Here is a 17,320-nt window from a genome sequence, read left to right as displayed (position 1 = left end):
CAGCTCTCATGCCCAGCGACATCGACCTCACCAACGACCGCCCCGTGTACGTCATCGGAGGCGGCCCAGGCGGTCTCGCCGTCGCCGCCGCGCTGCGCGCGCAGGGCGTGCGAGCCGTCGTACTGGAGAAGTCCGAGGCCGTCGGGGCTTCCTGGCGCGGCCACTACGACCGGCTCCATCTGCACACCACCCGCAAGCTGTCCGCGCTGCCGGGCCTCCCGATGCCGCGGTCCTTCGGCCGCTGGGTCTCGCGTGCGCACATGGTCCGTTATCTGGAGAAGTACGCGGAGTTCCACGGCCTGGAGATCGTCACCCGCGTCGAGATCACGGGCATCGAGCGTTCGGCGGACGGCGAGAGCTGGCTGCTGCACGGCACCGGCGGGCGGGAGCTGACCGGGAGCGCCGTCGTCGTCGCCACCGGCTACAACCACACGCCGCGGCTGCCGTCCTGGCCGGGCGCGGAGTCGTACGGCGGTGAACTGCTGCACGCGGGCGCGTACCGCAACCCCCGTCCCTACGAGGGCAAGGACGTCCTGGTCGTCGGCGCCGGCAACACGGGCGCCGAGATCGCGGTCGACCTGGTGGAGGGCGGCGCGGCGCGGGTGCGCCTCGCGATCCGTACCGTCCCGCACATCGTGCGCCGCTCCACCGCGGGCTGGTCGGCGCAGCGCACCGGCATTCTGGTGAGGCGGCTGCCGACGCGGCTGGTGGACCGGGGCGGCGACATCATGTGCAAGATCGCGATGCCCGATCTCACGGCCCAGGGGCTGCCGCGCCCCGACACCGGGATGTACTCGCGGGTGCGCGAGGGCGCGATCCCGGTGCAGGACGTGGGGTTGATCGCGGCGGTGCGCAAGGGCAAGGTCGAACCGGTGGCGGCGGTCGAGTCGTTCGACGACAACAAGGTTGTGCTGGCGGACGGTTCGCGGATCTCGCCGGACGTGGTGATCGCCGCGACCGGCTACAGCCGTTCCCTGGAGGGGCTGTTGGGCCACCTCGGTGTGCTGGACGAGCGGGGGTGCCCGGTGGTGCGCGGCGGGCGGACGTCCGAGCGGGCGCCGGGGCTGTACTTCACGGGTTTCACGAATCCGATCAGCGGGATGCTGCGCGAGCTGGCGATGGACGCGGAGCGGATAGCGAAAGCGGTCAAGTCGCAGACGCCCAAGTCGAAAGCGGTCAAGTCACAGACGCCCAAGTCGTAGGCGCTCAAGTCGTAGGCGATGAAGGCACGTTGATCGCATCCGCCGGGTCGGCCTCGGTCTTGGTACGGCTCCTGATCAGCAGGGCCATCAGCGCCGCCGCCGCGCACAGCGCGCCCGAGGCGTACCAGACCGCGTTGTACGAGCCGGTGACGTCCCGCACCATGCCGCCCGCGAACGCGACGACCCCGGCGCCGATCTGGTGCGAGGCGAGCACCCAGCCGAAGACGATGGCGCTGTCGGCGCCGTAGTACTCACGGCACAGGGCGATCGTCGGCGGGACGGTAGCGACCCAGTCGAGGCCGTAGAAGACGATGAAGAACAGCATCGGCGGCCGGACGTCCGCACCGCCCTGCACGAGCAGCATCGGCAGGAAGAGCAGCGAGACACCGCGCAGCGCGTAGTAGACGGCCAGCAGCCGGCGCGCGTCGAAGCGGTCGGTGAGCCAGCCCGAGGCGATCGTGCCGATGATGTCGAAGACACCGATCACGGCGAGGAGCGAGGCGGCGGCCGTGATCTGCATGCCGTGGTCGTGCGCGGCGGGGATGAAGTGGGTCTTGATCAGGCCGTTCGTGGAGGCGCCGCAGATCGCGAACGTTCCGGCGAGCAGCCAGAAGGGCCCGGTGCGGGCCGCCTCGAACAGGACGGTGACCGCGCGCCGCGCGGCGCCGGTGACCGGCGGCGGCTTGGGCTTGAACTCCTCGGAGCCGTACGCCGGCAGCCCCACGTCCGCCGGGTGGTCGCGCAGCAGCAGCCAGACGAACGGGACGACGACGAGCGCGGACATCGCGACGGTGATGGAGGCGGGGCGCCAGCCGTGGTTCGCCACGAGCCAGGAGAGCAGCGGCAGGAACACCAACTGCCCCGACGCGCCCGCCGCGGTGAGGATGCCGGTGACGAGCCCGCGCCGGGCGACGAACCAGCGGTCGGTGACGGTGGCGGCGAAGGCCAGGGCCATCGAGCCGGTGCCGAGACCGACGAGGACGCCCCAGTAGAGGACCATCTGCCAGGCCGCGGTCATGACGACGGTGAGCGCGGAACCGGTGGCGATCACGGTCAGCGCGACGGCGACGACCCGGCGTATGCCGAACCGGTCCATGAGCGCGGCGGCGAACGGCGCGGTGAGCCCGTACAGCGCGAGATTGACCGAGACGGCGAACCCGATCTCGCCGCGTGACCAGTCGAACTCCTTGTTCAGCGGCTCGATGAGCAGTCCGGGCAGCGAGGCGAAGGCGGCGGCGCCGATGATCGTCACGAAGGTGACGGCGGCGACGAACCAGGCCCGGTGAATACGGAGACGACGGCGCGGGGCGCGGGCGGGGGCGGGAGCGGGGGCAGGGGTCGGGGCTTTCGCGGGAGTACCGGCGGGAGTCTCGGCTGTCTGTGTCACGTCAAGAAGCATCGAGGGCGGGGGCACGGCATACGAGTGGCCCGAGGGACAGCGGCCACTAGGATCGGGCCAAACGGTCCAGCTCCGCTCCGCCCGGGAGAAACCCCATGATCTTCGTGCCCTTCATCTATCTCGCCGTGGCGGTGGCGTGGGGCTCCCTGCCGTTCTTCGCGATGCGGCGAACACGCTTCGTCACGGCCTTACTTCTCGGCCATATAGCAGCGGTCGCCGTCGGCGGTCTCTACTCCGCGGCATTCATATCCACCGACATAGCCGTGTTAGTGCTGTTCTGTGGTGTGCCTGGCACCGTGCTGTCCGTGCTTTTCGTTTTCCTCAGGGTCGCTTTCCCCGACAAGGAGGACGGGCCCCGCTGAGGCGCCCGACACCCGTCTCAACTCCCGTATCGGCCGCGCCGCGAACAACGCGCCGCACACCAGCACGTTCACCACCGCCCCGCCCACCAGCACCTCGCGCATCCCGATCGCCTCCACCGCCGGACCCGCCAGCGCGCGGCCGACGGCGAGCATGATCAGGGAGCCGGCCACGTCGTACGCGTGCAGCCGGTTCAGCGCCTCCGGCGGGATCATCGTCTGGACCGTCGTGGACCACATCACCAGCCAGAACGCCAGGGCCACCCCGCCCGTGAAGAACCCGGCGGCGAGCAGCGGCAGCGGGACGTCGTACGCCAGCACCAGCAGATTCACCGCGACCGCGAACAGGGCGATCGTCCCCGCGAACAGGGGCCTGGCCGGGCGCAGTCGCAGCGCCAGCAGTCCGCCCGCCACATTGCCCGCCCCCTGGACGGTCATCATCAGACCGAACATGGCCGAGCTGTGCCGCTCGGTGACGACCACCGCCTCCAGCGGGACCATCGGCCCGAGGACGGTGACGCCGTACACCGACCAGACCGCGATCACACCCCACAGCCAGGACCGGGCCCGGAACTCCCGCCAGCCGCCGATCAGTTCGGTGAGCATCGAGTCGCCGCGCACCGGCCTCATGGTCGGCATCCGGACCAGGAACAGACAGATCCCGCTGATGCCGAAGGTCGCCGCGTTGACCGCGAAGATCGTGCCGGGCCCGCCGAACCCGGCCAGCGCGCCCGCCGCCGCCGGACCCGCCATCGTCGCCAGGGACTCGGCGACCCGCAGCACCGCGTTGCCGCGCTGTACGTCGGGCGAGAGTACGGGCAGCATGCTGGCCACACCGGGCTGGAAGAGCGCGGCGCCGAGCCCGTTGAGGGCGCTCAGCGCGTACACGAGCCAGAGCGGCGGCGCTCCCCCGGCGAAGACGACCGCGAGGCCCACCGTGCCGAACAGCCGCATCACATCGGCGAGGACCATCATCCGGCGCGGGGTGAACCGGTCGGCGAGCACACCGCCGAAGAGCACGAACCCGGCGAAGCAGATCATCCACGCGCCGAGCGCGAAGCTGACGGACGAGGCACCGTGTCCCGCGTCGAGCAGCCCGGCGGCGAGCGCGACGGGCACCATGCCGTCGCCGAAGCGCGCGACGGTCCTGGCGAGGAAGAAGAGGCGGAAGTTACGGTTCCAGAGAGGGGTCCCGGCCGGGGCGGGAATGTCGGGGTCCGTCGAACGCTTGGCAGTCACAGAGTCGACAGATATCAAGGACTGGTCTGGACCACCAGGGGTTTCCGTATGACGGACAGCACGGACAGCACGGACAGCAAGGGACCCCCCGCGACGGAGAGCGGAACGATGCCGGAGACACCGGGGACGACATCAGTGAGCAGCGCCGTACGGCCGCCGCGCCACCGCGTCGTGGTGCTCGCCCTCGACGGGGTCCTCCCGTTCGAACTGGGCATCCCCCAGCGGATCTTCGGCCGCGCCAAGAGCCCCGAGGGTGCCCCGCTGTACGACGTGATCACCTGCTCGATCCGCCCGCCGGGCCCGGTCCGTACGGACGCGGACTTCGACATCCTCGTGGAGAACGGCCCCGAGGCCCTCGCCACCGCCGACACGGTGCTGATCCCCGCCTCGTACGAACTCGGCCCGGTCTACGAGGAGGGCAGGCTCACCGACGAACTCGCCGCCGCCCTCGGTCGGCTGCGCCCCGGCGTCCGCCTGGTCTCCATCTGCACCGGCGGGTACGTGCTCGCCGCCGCCGGATTCCTCGACGGCCGGCCCGCCTCCACCCACTGGTCGTCGGCCGCGCACTTCCAGCGGACCTTCCCCCGGATCAAGGTCGACGCGGACGTGCTCTTCATCGACGACGGCGACGTCCTGACCTCGGCCGGGGTCGCCGCCGGGATCGATCTCTGTCTGCACATCGTGCGCCGCGACCACGGCACGGCGATCGCCAACGACGTCGCGCGGCGTACGGTCGTCCCGCCGCACCGGGACGGCGGCCAGGCCCAGTACATCCAACGTCCCGTCCCCGATGCCCAGTTGGCGACCACGACCACGGCCAGGGCCTGGGCGCTCGCCCGGCTGCACGAGCCGATCCAGCTGCGGGACATGGCGGAACAGGAGTCGATGTCCGTACGGACGTTCACGCGCCGCTTCCGCGAGGAGGCCGGGATCAGCCCCGGACAGTGGCTGGTCCAGCAACGGGTCGAGCGGGCGCGGCATCTGCTGGAGGCGACGGATCTCTCCGTCGACCAGATCGCGCAGAACGCGGGGTTCGGTACGGCGCAGTCCATGCGCCAGCATCTTCAGGCGGCGCTCGGTGTCTCGCCGACGGTCTACCGGCGGACGTTCCGCACGGTCCCCGGGCAGCGGACTCCCCCGACCGAGCCGTCCACCGATTCGGCGACAGCGACAGCGACGGCCACGGCCACGACCGCGGCGCTCAGGACTGTGTGACGGCCTTCGACGGCTCGTCCGCCACCGTTCCGGCACCGGACCCCGCCGCTCCCGACAGGTCGACCGCGTACCGTCCGAGCCCGCAGTACCGCACCGGCGCCGGTGTCGGCGGCACGTACTCCGCGCCCTCGCCCGGCTCGCTGCGGTCCACCTCGCACCAGATCCGCTTGCCCGAGCCCTCCGGCTGCCAGCCCCACCGGTCGGCGAGCCCGTCGACCAGCTCCAGGCCCCGCCCGTTGGTGTCCTCGCCCTGCGCGTGGCGCGGACAGGGCGGTCGCGCGCTGGTGTCGGCGACCTCGACCCGTACGGTCCCGGCCTCGGCGGCCCCCGAACCGAACAGCATCCGCAGCACGGCCGGACAGCCGGTGTGCACCACGGCGTTGGTGACGAGCTCCGAGATCAGCAGGATCAGCGTCTCCGCCAGCGGCTCGTCGTCGTTCATTCCGGAGCCGATGAGCCGCGAACGCGCCCATCGGCGGGCCCGCCCGACCTCCGCCGGATCAGCCCCGACCTCCAACTGCATCTGAAGAACCTGCACCGCTCACACCATCCGAACCGGCGGGCACATCGCCTCGCGCCTCGACAAGGTCCACGACAAGGTCACAGAACGTGATTCCCTTGCGGGACAGCATGGTTGACGTACAGTCACCGCAACAAGCGCTTCGGGCATATTCCAACGCGAAGGAGTACGCGTGAGGCATACTGTGCGACGCGCTCTGCGGGGAGTCGAACAAGGACGCGTCCGGCGCCTTCGAACGGTGCTACTGGCAGGCATTCCCCGGTCCGGCGTCGCCGTACTGGCCACACCGGATCCGTCGCGCCTCACTACCACTCGCACCCGAGGGAGCGTACCGGAGCCCGCCGCCGACTCCGGCCCGTGACGGGTCACCCGTAGGACACAACCCGGTATCGACATGCGTGAAGGACCTTCTCGTCACACACGGTCACGCTCTCCGGACGGCTCCGGACGGCTCCGGTACGGCCTCGCGCCGGCTCGTACCGCTCCGCCTCGTACCGCCTCGTACCGCCTCGTACCGCTCCGGGTTTACGGCTCCGGCGTCACGTAGTACGCGGCGAACGCCGTCAGGATCTCCTCCTCGGTGATCCGGCCGTCACCGTCCCCGTCCAGCCCCCGGGCGGCCTCCGCCGCCACGGCCGGCTCCGTGCCCAGCACGAGCAGCACCCGCTCGGCCGCCGCGGGCGTCACACCGCCGCCGTCCTCGTCCGCGATGGCGATCACCGCGTGCAGGAAGGGCCGGGCGATCTCGGCGAAGCGCTTGGGGCTGTCGCGCAGCCTCTTCGCGGCGCCGGTGATGAATTCCTGGCGGGTGACCCGCTGGTCACCGTCGACGTCCGCGATGCCCGCCATGCCCTGCCAGAAGGCCTCGGCCCCGCTGTAGAGGGCCTGCCCCTTGTCGGATCGTGCGGTGACGCCGAACTCCGCGAGCAGTGCCGCTGCCGCTCCGCTGAAGTCCTCGCGGTCGATGTAGCCGTTGCCGTCCTGGTCGAAGGCGGCGAATCGGGAGGCGATCTTGCCCTCGTACTCTGCGCTGTCCATGACTGGGAGCGTACGACGCCGGGGGCCTGCCGTGTGAAGGCTTCGGGTCTGTCCGGCGGACACGACCCGGCAGGACCGGCCACGGTCCACCATGGCGCGGCACGACCGGCGCAAGCCGGCACATCCCGGCGCAGACCTGCACGACCCGGCGCAACTCAGGCCGAGAGGGGCTGCGCCTCCTCGTCGACGGCGTCGGAGACGTCCGAGTAGACCTCGAACAGGCGGCGCACACCGAGAGCCGAGAGGACGCGGTTGACGTGTGAACCCTCCTCCGCGCCGTGGGCGGGCAGGATGAGATGCAGCCGGCCCTGGCAGGAGCGCATCAACTTGCGGGAGGCGATCAGGACGCCCACGCCGCTGGAGTCGCAGAAAAACACCTCGGACAGGTCCAGCACCAGCTCACGGCGGCCGGCGGCGACCGCGTCGTGTACGTGCTGGCGGACCTCGGGCGACGTCATGAGATCCAGTTCCCCGGTGATGCGCAGCACGGTCCACAGACCGTGCTCGTCCTTGTCCACCTTGAGCGTCACGCCTGGACCTTCCCTCGAACCGACCCGGAGACCCGTTAGCGGAGTTCCGGATTCCGGACCTTCACCGGGGACCATCCTTCTTCCTCGGCGGCTGCCCTCCTGGTCTCTCATGAAACACAACGGTCATGAACCGGGGAAATTCCTTATCAGCTCGGACGGCCTCCGGGGGCGCACTTAACGCAAAGGGGCGCACTTCGTTGACACTGGCCAGTACATTCGAAACGGCGGGGTCAGGCACGGAGCACGGGTAGCAGGGTCGTCACGGAGCAGTCACAGGGCTGGGGGTCTCATGGCAAAGGACACACCGCCCCGCTGGGACCGCAGGATGCAGCAGCGGCTCGCGCGGGGCGAGGCCGCCGCGCTCGGCGAGCTGTACGACCGCTTCGCCTCGCTCGTGCACAGCCTCGCGCACCGGGTGCTCGACGACAGCGAGGCCGCCGACCGGATAACCCGCGAGGTCTTCGGTTACGTGTGGGAGAACCCGGACGTCTTCGACCCCAAGCAGGGCTCGATGCGGTCCTGGATCGCCAAGCTCGCCCGTGTCCAGGCCGTGAACCGGCTGCGGCAGCTGGAGACGGCCGCCCACCAGGCCAGCGGCGAGGGCAGCGCGGAGGAGCTGGAGCAGAAGATCCGCGAGGCGTCCGCCGCCGCACGCGCCGACTACATCGTCACCTCCATGCCCGCTCCCCTGCGCGCCGCGCTGGACCTGGCGTACTTCCAGCGCCGCGACTACCGGCAGACCGCCGCCGACCTCGGGGTCACCGAGGACGAGGCGCGGCGCCGGCTGCGGCTCGGCCTGCAACTGCTCTCGTCGGCGAACACCCGCCCCCTGGAGGGCTCCTCGCCGCCCGGACACGGACGGTCGCTGTGACCGGGCCGTTCGACGGCGGCCGGGACGGCGGCCGTCGCGACCCGGACGAGCCCGACGGGGTGCGCGGTGTGCCGCGCATACCCGGCCAGCGCGCCCCCGCGGACGACCTTGAGCCGCCCGCGGCGGACGTACTGCGCCGGGCCCTCGAAGGTGCCGCGCGCGCCGCGCAGGCGGCGAAGGAGAGCCGCGAACGAGAAGTGCGGGAAGCGCCGGATGAGCCGGATGAGCCGGATGACGCAGATGAGCCACATGACGCAGCTGGGCCGGAAGAGGCCGACGAGGAAGCGGGGCCGGGGGCGGGCCGCGTCACGGACGGCGTCACGGACGGAGCCGCCGACGGGGTTACCGACGGCGTTACGGACGCGGCCCTCACCGCGCCGCGCGAGCAGGCCCACCCGCCCGATCCGGCCGGGGAGCAGCACGTGACGGCGCTCACCCCGGAGCCCGCCGGGCCGCCGCCCTCGCACTCCGTACTGAAGTCCCTGCTCGGTGCCTGGGCCCTGGCCGCTTGCTCGCCCGAGGAGACGACCCACGTCGAGAACCACCTCACCGAGTGCGCGCCGTGCGCCGACGAGGCCCTCAAACTGCGGGACGCCGTCGGCCTGTTGCAGACCAGCCGCAATCTGGATCTCCCGCCGCTGCTCCGCTCCCGCGTGCTGGAGAACTGCCTCGACCGCCGGGCCGCCCGTATCCCGGTGCCGGTGTGGGCCACCCCGTACGACGCCGAGACCGCCCGGCTCGACGCGCTGCTGCGCGACTTCGGCGACGCGGAGTGGCACGCGCCGCTCCAGCTCAAGTGGTTCGAGAAGGAGGAGCCCACCGCGCGCAGGGCGACGGTCGCCGGTGTCATCGGGCATCTCATGACCGTGGACGGGCTGGTGGCGTCGGCGCTGGGGCTCGACGATCCGCTGGGCACGCCGGCGCCGCTGTCGCCGACCGACCGGACCGAGGCGTTCTGGCGTACGGCGCAGCCGCCGCCCACCCGCACGATCCACGAGCCGTGGCGCGAGCAGAGCCACACGCTGATCAGGACGGTGTCCTTCGCGGGTCGCGGCGTCGCCGAACTCTCCGTCTCGTACGGCGAGTTCGCCCTGCCGTTGCGCGACGCGCTGATCGACCGGGCCTTCGAGTGCTGGATCCACGGCTGGGACATCGCGGAGGCTGTGGACTACCCGTATCCGGCGCCGAGCGGTCCGCATCTGCGCGTGATGATCGACCTGGCCGCGCAGTTGATCCCGTCCACCCTCGCGGCCCGCCGCCGCGCGGGCCTGGCATCGCCCGCGCGTCAACTGGTCGTGCCCGGTTCGCCGGGCCGGTCGCTGCATCTGGAGGTCGAGGGCGCGGGCGGCGGCGACTGGTACATCGCGCTGGACTCGCCGGCCGCGGTCGGCACGGCCGAGCGCTCGGTGGCCCAAGTGGCGCTGGACGACGTCGAGTTCTGCCAGTTGGTGGCGGGGCACATCTCACCGGAGGAGGCGGCCGCCGGTCAGGACGGCGACCGCGACGCGATCCGGGACGTGCTGTTCGCGGCGGCTTCGCTGAGCAGGCTGTAGCGGGCCGTCCGCAAGTGCCGTACGACGAGGTACGGCACTTGCGGACTGCCGATCAGCGACTAGCTCACGTACAGCTTGTAGTAGCCCGTGCCGCCCGGGGCCGGGTCGCAGCGGTAGTTGCTGAAGCCCTCACGCACGTACTGCTGACCGGCGTCGACGCAGTAGGCCCTGCTGGAGTACGAGCCGATGTACACCCATGCCGCCTCGGACTGGGCACCGGCGGTGACGGACGTTCCCGGAGCCGCCGCCTGGGCGGGGGCGTTGATTCCGGTGATGGCCAGAACGGCGATTCCCGCACTCACGAGTACTGCACGCTTGCGCATCCTGATCTCCCCTGTGTTGGCAGTAAGCGGTTTCTGGTGCATGGAGATCGTGAATGACTCGACGCGTGCCCGCAAGGAGATCGCTGATTCCTGTCATGCGGGGACCGGGCCGGGACCGGGCGGGGACCGCGCAGGGACCGGCGGGGGTCCGGCCGGGTCCGGTGTCCGGCTCCGGCGGCTATCCGAAGATGACCGTGCGCCGGCCGTTCAGCAGGATGCGGTGCTCGGCGTGCCACTTCACCGCGCGTGCCAGCGCCTGGCACTCCACGTCGCGGCCGATCGCCACCAGTTGCTCCGGGGTGACCTCGTGGCCGACGCGCTCGACCTCCTGCTCGATGATCGGGCCCTCGTCGAGGGCGGCCGTCACATAGTGCGCGGTCGCGCCGATCAGCTTCACACCCCGGGCGTGCGCCTGGTGGTAGGGCTTCGCGCCCTTGAAGCTCGGCAGGAAGGAGTGGTGGATGTTTATGATCCGGCCGTTCAGCTGCTTGCACAGGTCGTCGGAGATGACCTGCATGTAGCGGGCCAGCACGACCAGTTCGACGTCCTCGGCGCGTACCAGCTCCAGCAGCTCGGCCTCGGCCGCGTCCTTGGTGTCCTTGGTGACGGGGATGTGGTGGAAGGGGATGCCGTACGAGGCGACCAGCTCGGCGAAGTCCGTGTGGTTGGAGACGACGGCGGCGATGTCCACGGGGAGCGCGCCCGTCCGCGACCGGAAGAGCAGGTCGTTCAGGCAGTGGCCGTACTTGCTGACCATCAGGACGACCCGCATCCGCTCCCCGGCCTGGTGGAGCTGCCAGTCCATCCGGAAGGAGTCCCCCACGGCGGCGAAGCTCGCACGCAGCTTCTCCAGGTTCACCCGCTCCTCGGCCGAGAAGTGGACCCGCATGAAGAAGAGACCGGTGTCGCGGTCGCCGAACTGCTGGCTGTCCTCGATGTTGCACCCGGTCATGAAGAGAAAGCTGGACACGGCGTGCACGATGCCCTGTTTGTCCGGGCAGGACAGCGTCAGGACGTACTGGTCGGACAGGGCGGGCCGGTCGGCCTGGGCGGCGGGCTGCTGCGGGGCACTCATGACCCCAGAGGATCCCACACGGGGCTCGGGGCGGCACGGCGTACGGTCAGACGCACCGCACCCTCAGACGCGGCACGTAACGCACATCACGCCGACCGCGTCAGGCGGACCGCGTCAGGCGGACCGCGTCAGGCGGACCGCGTCAGGCGGACCGCGTCAGGATCCGCAGCACGTCCAGCGAGCGCGGCACCGTGTCCGGGTCCTCGCCGTCGTTGACGGCCAGCCTGACGTGCGCCTCGCGCGCCGCCCGTACCGCCTCCGGCCAGCCGTGATGCTCCAGATACACCGAGATCGGGGCGTCCGGCCCCACCTGGTGCATGATCCGCAGCACCCGCAGGACGGCGACGTCGACCAGCGCGGCCTCGCCGGAGTCGCGGAAGATCGTCCCGACGTATTTCTCGGCCGACCAGTTGTCCAGCCAGGTGTCCTCGACCAGCCGGTACACGGCGTCGGTGACGTCGCCGTACCCCTCGCGGCCGGCCAGCCAGTACTCCTGGTGGAAGACGGGATCGGAAAGCATGTGCAGCGCCGAGCGCACATTGCTGCGCCAGCGCCACCAGGGAATGTCATTGAGCGGCATGTCGCCCATGGTGGAGGAGCGACGGCCGCGACGGGAAGAGTTATCCGAACCTTGCTGCACAGCAGTCGATCGTACGGTCCTCCGGAAGGCGATCACCTGGCCCCCCGTAATTCACCTCGTTGTCATGTCTGGTTGAACAAGCCCCACCTGGCAGTTACCCCCGGGCCGGAAGTGTGCGGACACATGACCGGTAGGCAGCAGCGCTCCTCCTCCCCCCGCCCCTCCCGCCGGAATCAGGCGGTCCGCGTCTTGTGCACAGCGGCGGCCGGAGCGTCGCTGGTCACCGGGTGTGGCGTGCTCCCTGGCGACCCGGGGGGCTCCAGGGAGCCCGTCACGGTCATGACGTGGGCGCCCGAGGGCACCTCCGCGACGAACATGCCGGGGATGCCGGCCATGGCCAAGGCGTTCGCCCGGTGGGTCAACGCGGCGGGCGGTATCGACGGCCACGAGCTGCGCGTGCTGACCTGCAACGAGCGCAACACCTCGGCGGGCGCGGCCGACTGCGCGCGGCTGGCCGCCGAGAAGGACGTCACGGCCGTCGTCGGCTCGTACAGCCAGCACGGCAACGCCTTCATGGCGCCGCTGGAGGCGGCCGGGATCCCGTATCTCGGGGGCTACGGCATCGCCGAGCGGGAGTTCTCCAGCTTCGTCTCGTACCCGGTCAACGGCGGCCAGGCGTCGCTCCTGGCCGGCAACGGCATGCAGCTGGGCGGGGAGTGCGGCCCGGTCTCCATCGTGCGGCCCGACACGATCACCGGTGACGCGATGCCGGAACTGCTCAACTCCGGCCTGAACAAGGGCAAGAGCGAGAGCGAGAGCGACGGCGGGAAGGCGACGGACATCCGCGCCGCCGAGGACGCCACCGACTACACCGACCCGGCGGAGAGGGCCCGCGAGAACGCGGCCACCGCCGCCGACGGCTGCGTCACGGCGGTGCTCGGCGACCGTACGGAAACGTTCTTCGACTCCTACCGACGACTCCCCGACACCGGCCAGCCCGTCCGCATCTCCTCGGTGCTCGGCAGCATCGGCCAGCCCCTGGTGGACCGCACGGGCGGCTCGAAGGGCCTCTTCGAGGGCGCGTACGTGACGGGCTGGTACCCGCAGGCGAAGGATCCGGCGTGGCGGCCGATGCGGAACGTGATCCAGAAGCACGCGTTCGGCGACGACAGCATCGACCCGGCGGACCCCGGCGTGCAGACGACCTGGATCGCGTACACCGCGCTCAAGTCGGTCATCGAGTCGACCGACAGGGACACGATCTCCTCGGCCACGCTCTCGCACGCGCTGGACAAGGGCGCGAAGGTCGAGACGGGCGGCCTCACCCCCACGCTCCGCTGGCGCTACGAGGACATGCTCGGCTCCCCCGGCTACCCGCGCATCGTGAACAGCGAGGTGACGTTCCAGGTGGTACGCGACGGCGAACTGGTGTCCCAGAAGGACGGCTTCGTGGACGTACGCGGCACCTTGAGCGACGCGGGCCGCAGCGCGTAGCGGGCATCCACAGGCTGCCGCTCATCGAGGAGGCCCGGCGCCTGTCCTCAATGAGCGGCAGCCCGGTCCTACTTCAGGTGGCGGGTGAGGAACTGGGCCGCGGCGTCGCCCGCGGACTGGGGGACGCCCGTGTGGCCGCCGAGGTGGGCGTGCAGGGACTTTTCCTTGGAGTTGAAGGCGTCGAACAGGTTCAGGGCCGCCTGGCGGTCGTTGCCTTCGTCGTCCCACTGCAGCAGGACGTGCAGCGGGATGGTGACCTGGCGGGCCTCATCGAACGTCGCGCGAGGCACGAAACTTCCGGCGAACAGGACGGCCGCCGAGATGCGGGGTTCGACCGCCGCCAAGCGGGTGCCGATGGCGATCACTCCTCCCGAGTAGCCGACCGGGCCGCCGATCTCGGGCAGTGAGAGGAGCGCGTCCAGCGCGGCCTGCCATTCCGGGACCGCCTTGTCGACCAGCGGGAGGACGAGGGCGTCGACGGTCTCGTCGGTGACCGGCTCGCCCGCCTCCAGCGCGCGGCGCAGGTCGGCGCGGGCCTGTTCGACAGCGGGGAGGCGGGGGCGGTCGCCGCTTCCGGGGAGTTCGATGGTGGCCGCGGCGAAGCCCTCCGCCGCGGAGTGCCGGGCGCGGGCCGCCAGTCGGGGGTACATCCTGCGCAGGCCGAGGGGAGGGTGGCCGAGCAGGATCAGGGGTGCGGGTGCGGCGGCGGGCTCGGGCGTCCAGAGGATGCCGGGGATCTCGCCGAGGGTGAATTCGCGTTCGAGGACGCCGTCGTCGAGGCGCTGCTCGGAAGTGAAACGCATGGTCGTGCCTTTCGGGAGTGCACTGGAACGGCGCTCCCGGACGACCTGTCTACCGCCCGACCGTGACCCCGGAAGGGAGCACCCATGTCGATACTGCGTTCACGGGTACCACCTCCTCGTTCTCTCGCACGGCCTCCGGGAAATTAGCAGGGGGCGCCGTGGTCCGCCAACGGGTTTTCACGGGTCCAGTGGTCGAAGTCCGTCGGGGTCACATTGCTGCCGCACAGAATTGTCGCGACCGTCCTGCCGTCGAACCGGCCGGCGGACTCCAGGATCGAGGCAACTCCCAGCGCCGCCGCCGGTTCGACCACCAGGCCCGCGTGGACGTGGATGAGGCGCATCGCCTCGATGATGCCGGCCTCGGTCACCAGGACCGCGTCGTCCGTGGCCGACGAGAGGTCGTCGAGCACCTCCGGGAGGACGTACCGGCCCGCGACTCCGTCGGCGATGGTGTTCGGGGCGCCGACCTCGACCGGCCGGCCCGCGCGCAGGGCGAGCGTCATCGCCGGGGCGTTCTCGGGCTGGACGCAGATGGTCTCGGTGGCCCCGCGCAGATTCCTCAGCGCGAAGCCCACACCGGACGCCAGCCCACCCGCGCCCAACGAGACCACCACCGCGTCGAGTTCACCGGGCAGCTCCGCCAGTTCGACGCCGATCGTGGCGGCTCCCTCGCACGTACCGATGTCCTTGCTGTCCTCGACCAGGAACGCGCCGGTCTCGGTGGCGATGCGCGCGGCCATTTCCAGGGCCTTCTCGATCTCGCCGTCGACCAGGACCACGTCGGCGCCGAGCGTTCTCATGCGCGCGATCTTCAGCGGGTTGGCCGCCGACGACGCGACGACCGTGACCCCGATTCCCCGCGACCGGCCGCCGAACGCGAGCGCCTGACCGAGGTTCCCCGCGCTCGCGCAGACGACGGCGTCCGCGGTCCCGTCCTCCTGAAGGCGGTCGAGTACGGTCTCGGTGCCACGGCCCTTGAACGAGCGGACGGGGTTCAGGGTCTCCACCTTCAGGACGAGGCGGCAGCCCAGCGCCTCGCCCAGAGGCCCGCATTCGTACTGCGGTGTGTCCCGGAACACCGGACTGAGCCGGCTACGCGCGACAAGGATCCTCGCGAGGTCCAACCGCACCGCGAACCTCCCTCACAGCTCCGTCGGGGCGCGCTCCGTGAGGCCGTACTTGGACGCGATCCCGTTCCAGAGGTCCGACGCCTTCCGCTTGGCCGCCGTCGCCTCGCCGCTCGCGCGGTTGCCCTCCTGGGCCGCCTTCGTCGTACGGGCCTTGCCGTCCTTGCAGCCCTTCTTCGTCTTCGCCTCGCCCGCCCACGTCGCGTAGTGGTCGTCCGCCGACGCGGAGGCCTGCCAGGCCTTGGTCAGCGAGGAGGAGAGCTGGCCGTGCTGCGGCAGCTTGTCGATGGTCAGTTCCTTGAGCCGGGAGACCAGGTCGCGGCGCTGGTCGGCCGCGCCCTCAAGGTCGCTGACCGCCTTGTCCAGATTCTGGCAGGTCTTGATCGACTCGACCGCGCTGATCACTGCCGCCCGGCTGTCGTTGCTCTCGGCGAGGAGCTTGTCCAACTCCTCGGCCTGCGGCTCGGCGGGGTCGGCCGCGTTCTCGTCGCCGCCCGAGCCCGAGGGTGAACTCTCCGACGACACCGTCTGGTTGTTGTCCTGCTTCTTGCTGTCGTCCCCGCTCATCAGCCAGCCCGCGCCGAGGCCGAGGACGGCGCAGCCGACCACGACGGCGGCGATCAGCGGGAGCGGTGAGGACTTGCGGCGCCCGGCGGCCCGGCCCTGCGGGCCCGAGGGCTCCTGGGGGCCGTGCGGGCCCTGCGGTTGCGCGTACGGCGACAGGGACGGCTGCTGCTGTTGTTGCTGCTGCTGCGCGTACGACGGCTGAGCGCCCCGGCCCCTGCCCCGGACCGGACCAGGCCCCGGACCGGGAGCCGCGCCGGCGTCGAAGTGCGGCATCTGCTGTGTCTCGTCCGGCGCCGTCGGCCCGCCGGGGGCCTCCGTACGGAAGAGGCTGTCGAACTCGGCGGGCGGCTGGCGGTCGCCGGGCGCGCCGGGCCTGATGTCGTACGGCGCGCCGGGCGGCGCGGCCGGGACGGGCGCGATGAACTGCGTCGCGTCCGCGTCCGAGGTGCCCTGCGCGGGCGCGGGCGGCTGGGCGGCGCCGAGGTACTGGGTGGAGTCGCTGGGCCGCTCGGGCGGCAGCCCGCCGGGGCTCTGGCCCTGCTGGTACTGCGGCGGCACCGGCGGTATGAACTGCGTGGCGTCGGCGGCACCGGCGGGGGGCACCGGCGGCAGATACTGCGTCGCGTCCGCGCTGCCGCCCGGAGGCGGAGGCGGGGTCTCGGCGGGCAGCGGCTGCGCGCCGTACGTGCCGCCCTGCGGCGCCCCGTACTGCTGCTGGGGCCCCGGCTGGGCAGGCGGCAGCGGTTGTGGCTGCGGCTGCTGGTACGACTGTTGGTACGGCTGCTGCTGAGGGTCCTGGTACTGCTGCTGGGGCTGCTGGGGCTGTTGCGGATAGCCGTACCCGCCGCCACCCCCGCCCCCGCCGCCGTACGCTCCCGGCTGCTGGTACGTCCCGTAGGCACCCGGGTCCTGCTGAGGCGGCTCCGGCTCGGCCTGCGGCTGTGGCGCCCCCGGACCCCAGGGCTGCCCCCACGGCTGCCCGCCCGCCGGGGCGGCCTGGTCGGCCGGGACCGGCGCCTGGGCGCCGGGCATCAAGGGGGGACCGCCGTCGGCGGGCAGCACGATGCCTTCGTGCGCGGGCCGAGCGGCAGGCGACTGCGGCTCGTCCCTTTGTCCGCTTTGCGTCACCGGGACTCCTAGTGTGGACCTACGGAATCGTCAGTTCACGCTACCGGGTGAATCGGCGGGCCTGCTACGCGCCTGGAACCAGTCACCACCCGCCTGTTCAAGACACCTGCCGACGGCGCCGGCCAACCGGACCGGCCGCACCCCGCCGTACCGGCCGTGCCACCGGCGCCCCACCAGCCGCCGCGTCAACGTCGTGGGGGGGGCCCCCCCCCCCCCCCCCCACAACCCCCCCCCCCCCGACAGGCCCCCGCCCCGCGGCCGGGGTTGCAAACCCCGGGGACCCGGGCCGGCAAGCAA

The 17,320-nt window shown here is 71.4% G+C and carries 16 protein-coding genes; 5 read left to right on the top strand and 11 right to left on the bottom strand.

The window, feature by feature from the left end; all coding sequences use genetic code 11:
- Nucleotides 1–8: 8 nt before the first annotated feature.
- Nucleotides 9–1,202 (top strand): flavin-containing monooxygenase, encoded by a 1,194-nt coding sequence (locus ACFT9I_RS09975; protein ID WP_382562567.1) that lies wholly within the window; start codon nucleotides 9–11, stop codon nucleotides 1,200–1,202.
- Nucleotides 1,203–1,206: 4 nt separating this feature from the next.
- Here ACFT9I_RS09975 and ACFT9I_RS09970 read toward each other — a convergent pair whose 3' ends face one another.
- Together ACFT9I_RS09970 and ACFT9I_RS09965 are read right to left on the bottom strand one after the other, a co-directional pair.
- Nucleotides 1,207–2,601, bottom strand: coding sequence for an MFS transporter (locus ACFT9I_RS09970; RefSeq protein WP_382562565.1), 1,395 nt, complete (start codon nucleotides 2,599–2,601; stop codon nucleotides 1,207–1,209).
- 266 nt (nucleotides 2,602–2,867) lie between these two features.
- On the bottom strand, nucleotides 2,868–4,199 hold the full coding sequence (locus ACFT9I_RS09965) for an MFS transporter (protein ID WP_382562563.1): 1,332 nt from the start codon (nucleotides 4,197–4,199) through the stop codon (nucleotides 2,868–2,870).
- Between the two features lie 108 nt (nucleotides 4,200–4,307).
- Here ACFT9I_RS09965 and ACFT9I_RS09960 point away from each other — a divergent pair, with 108 nt between their 5' ends.
- Nucleotides 4,308–5,414 (top strand): GlxA family transcriptional regulator, encoded by a 1,107-nt coding sequence (locus ACFT9I_RS09960; protein ID WP_382562638.1) that lies wholly within the window; start codon nucleotides 4,308–4,310, stop codon nucleotides 5,412–5,414.
- Here ACFT9I_RS09960 and ACFT9I_RS09955 read toward each other — a convergent pair.
- The 3 genes from ACFT9I_RS09955 to ACFT9I_RS09945 form a co-directional block, all read right to left on the bottom strand.
- The gene (locus tag ACFT9I_RS09955; RefSeq protein WP_382562561.1) at nucleotides 5,401–5,952 is read right to left on the bottom strand and encodes an ATP-binding protein; all 552 of its coding nucleotides are present in this window, start codon (nucleotides 5,950–5,952) and stop codon (nucleotides 5,401–5,403) included. The genes ACFT9I_RS09960 and ACFT9I_RS09955 overlap by 14 nt on opposite strands.
- A 507-nt stretch (nucleotides 5,953–6,459) precedes the next feature.
- The gene (locus tag ACFT9I_RS09950) at nucleotides 6,460–6,972 is read right to left on the bottom strand and encodes an EF-hand domain-containing protein (RefSeq protein WP_382562559.1); all 513 of its coding nucleotides are present in this window, start codon (nucleotides 6,970–6,972) and stop codon (nucleotides 6,460–6,462) included.
- 155 nt (nucleotides 6,973–7,127) lie between these two features.
- On the bottom strand, nucleotides 7,128–7,502 hold the full coding sequence (locus ACFT9I_RS09945) for an STAS domain-containing protein (protein ID WP_382562557.1): 375 nt from the start codon (nucleotides 7,500–7,502) through the stop codon (nucleotides 7,128–7,130).
- 289 nt (nucleotides 7,503–7,791) lie between these two features.
- Here ACFT9I_RS09945 and ACFT9I_RS09940 point away from each other — a divergent pair, with 289 nt between their 5' ends.
- Both ACFT9I_RS09940 and ACFT9I_RS09935 read left to right on the top strand, forming a co-directional pair.
- A complete protein-coding gene (locus ACFT9I_RS09940; protein ID WP_382562555.1) occupies nucleotides 7,792–8,373 on the top strand; it encodes a sigma-70 family RNA polymerase sigma factor in 582 nt (193 codons plus the stop codon).
- Complete coding sequence (locus tag ACFT9I_RS09935; protein ID WP_382562553.1) at nucleotides 8,370–9,926, top strand: maleylpyruvate isomerase N-terminal domain-containing protein; 1,557 nt, start codon at nucleotides 8,370–8,372, stop codon at nucleotides 9,924–9,926. The genes ACFT9I_RS09940 and ACFT9I_RS09935 overlap by 4 nt, the downstream gene beginning before the upstream one ends.
- 59 nt (nucleotides 9,927–9,985) lie before the next feature.
- Here the strand turns inward: ACFT9I_RS09935 and ACFT9I_RS09930 are convergent, their stop codons facing one another.
- The 3 genes from ACFT9I_RS09930 to ACFT9I_RS09920 all read right to left on the bottom strand — a co-directional run bounded on the left by ACFT9I_RS09930 (nucleotide 9,986) and on the right by ACFT9I_RS09920 (nucleotide 11,904).
- Nucleotides 9,986–10,249, bottom strand: a complete 264-nt coding sequence (locus tag ACFT9I_RS09930) for a hypothetical protein (RefSeq protein WP_382562551.1) — start codon at nucleotides 10,247–10,249, stop codon at nucleotides 9,986–9,988.
- Between the two features lie 178 nt (nucleotides 10,250–10,427).
- Complete coding sequence (purU, locus tag ACFT9I_RS09925) at nucleotides 10,428–11,324, bottom strand: formyltetrahydrofolate deformylase (RefSeq protein ID WP_382562549.1); 897 nt, start codon at nucleotides 11,322–11,324, stop codon at nucleotides 10,428–10,430.
- 142 nt (nucleotides 11,325–11,466) lie between these two features.
- Complete coding sequence (locus tag ACFT9I_RS09920) at nucleotides 11,467–11,904, bottom strand: hypothetical protein (protein ID WP_363242771.1); 438 nt, start codon at nucleotides 11,902–11,904, stop codon at nucleotides 11,467–11,469.
- A 183-nt stretch (nucleotides 11,905–12,087) separates the two neighbouring features.
- Between ACFT9I_RS09920 and ACFT9I_RS09915 the strand changes: the two genes are divergently transcribed.
- Complete coding sequence (locus ACFT9I_RS09915; RefSeq protein ID WP_382562547.1) at nucleotides 12,088–13,398, top strand: ABC transporter substrate-binding protein; 1,311 nt, start codon at nucleotides 12,088–12,090, stop codon at nucleotides 13,396–13,398.
- Between the two features lie 68 nt (nucleotides 13,399–13,466).
- Here the strand turns inward: ACFT9I_RS09915 and ACFT9I_RS09910 are convergent, their stop codons facing one another.
- The 3 genes from ACFT9I_RS09910 to ACFT9I_RS09900 form a co-directional block, all read right to left on the bottom strand.
- Nucleotides 13,467–14,201 (bottom strand): alpha/beta hydrolase, encoded by a 735-nt coding sequence (locus tag ACFT9I_RS09910; RefSeq protein ID WP_382562545.1) that lies wholly within the window; start codon nucleotides 14,199–14,201, stop codon nucleotides 13,467–13,469.
- A 143-nt stretch (nucleotides 14,202–14,344) separates the two neighbouring features.
- Nucleotides 14,345–15,331, bottom strand: coding sequence for a threonine/serine dehydratase (locus tag ACFT9I_RS09905; RefSeq protein ID WP_382562543.1), 987 nt, complete (start codon nucleotides 15,329–15,331; stop codon nucleotides 14,345–14,347).
- 12 nt (nucleotides 15,332–15,343) lie between these two features.
- Entirely contained in the window at nucleotides 15,344–17,023 is a 1,680-nt protein-coding gene (locus tag ACFT9I_RS09900; RefSeq protein WP_382562541.1) for a hypothetical protein, read from the bottom strand.
- Nucleotides 17,024–17,320: the final 297 nt, after the last annotated feature.

Origin of the sequence: Streptomyces sp. NPDC057137, assembly GCF_042670825.1 — a bacterium.
Lineage (GTDB): Bacteria > Actinomycetota > Actinomycetes > Streptomycetales > Streptomycetaceae > Streptomyces.
The sequence above is the reverse complement of the archived record's forward strand: the minus strand, read 5'-3'. Positions and strand labels throughout refer to the sequence as shown.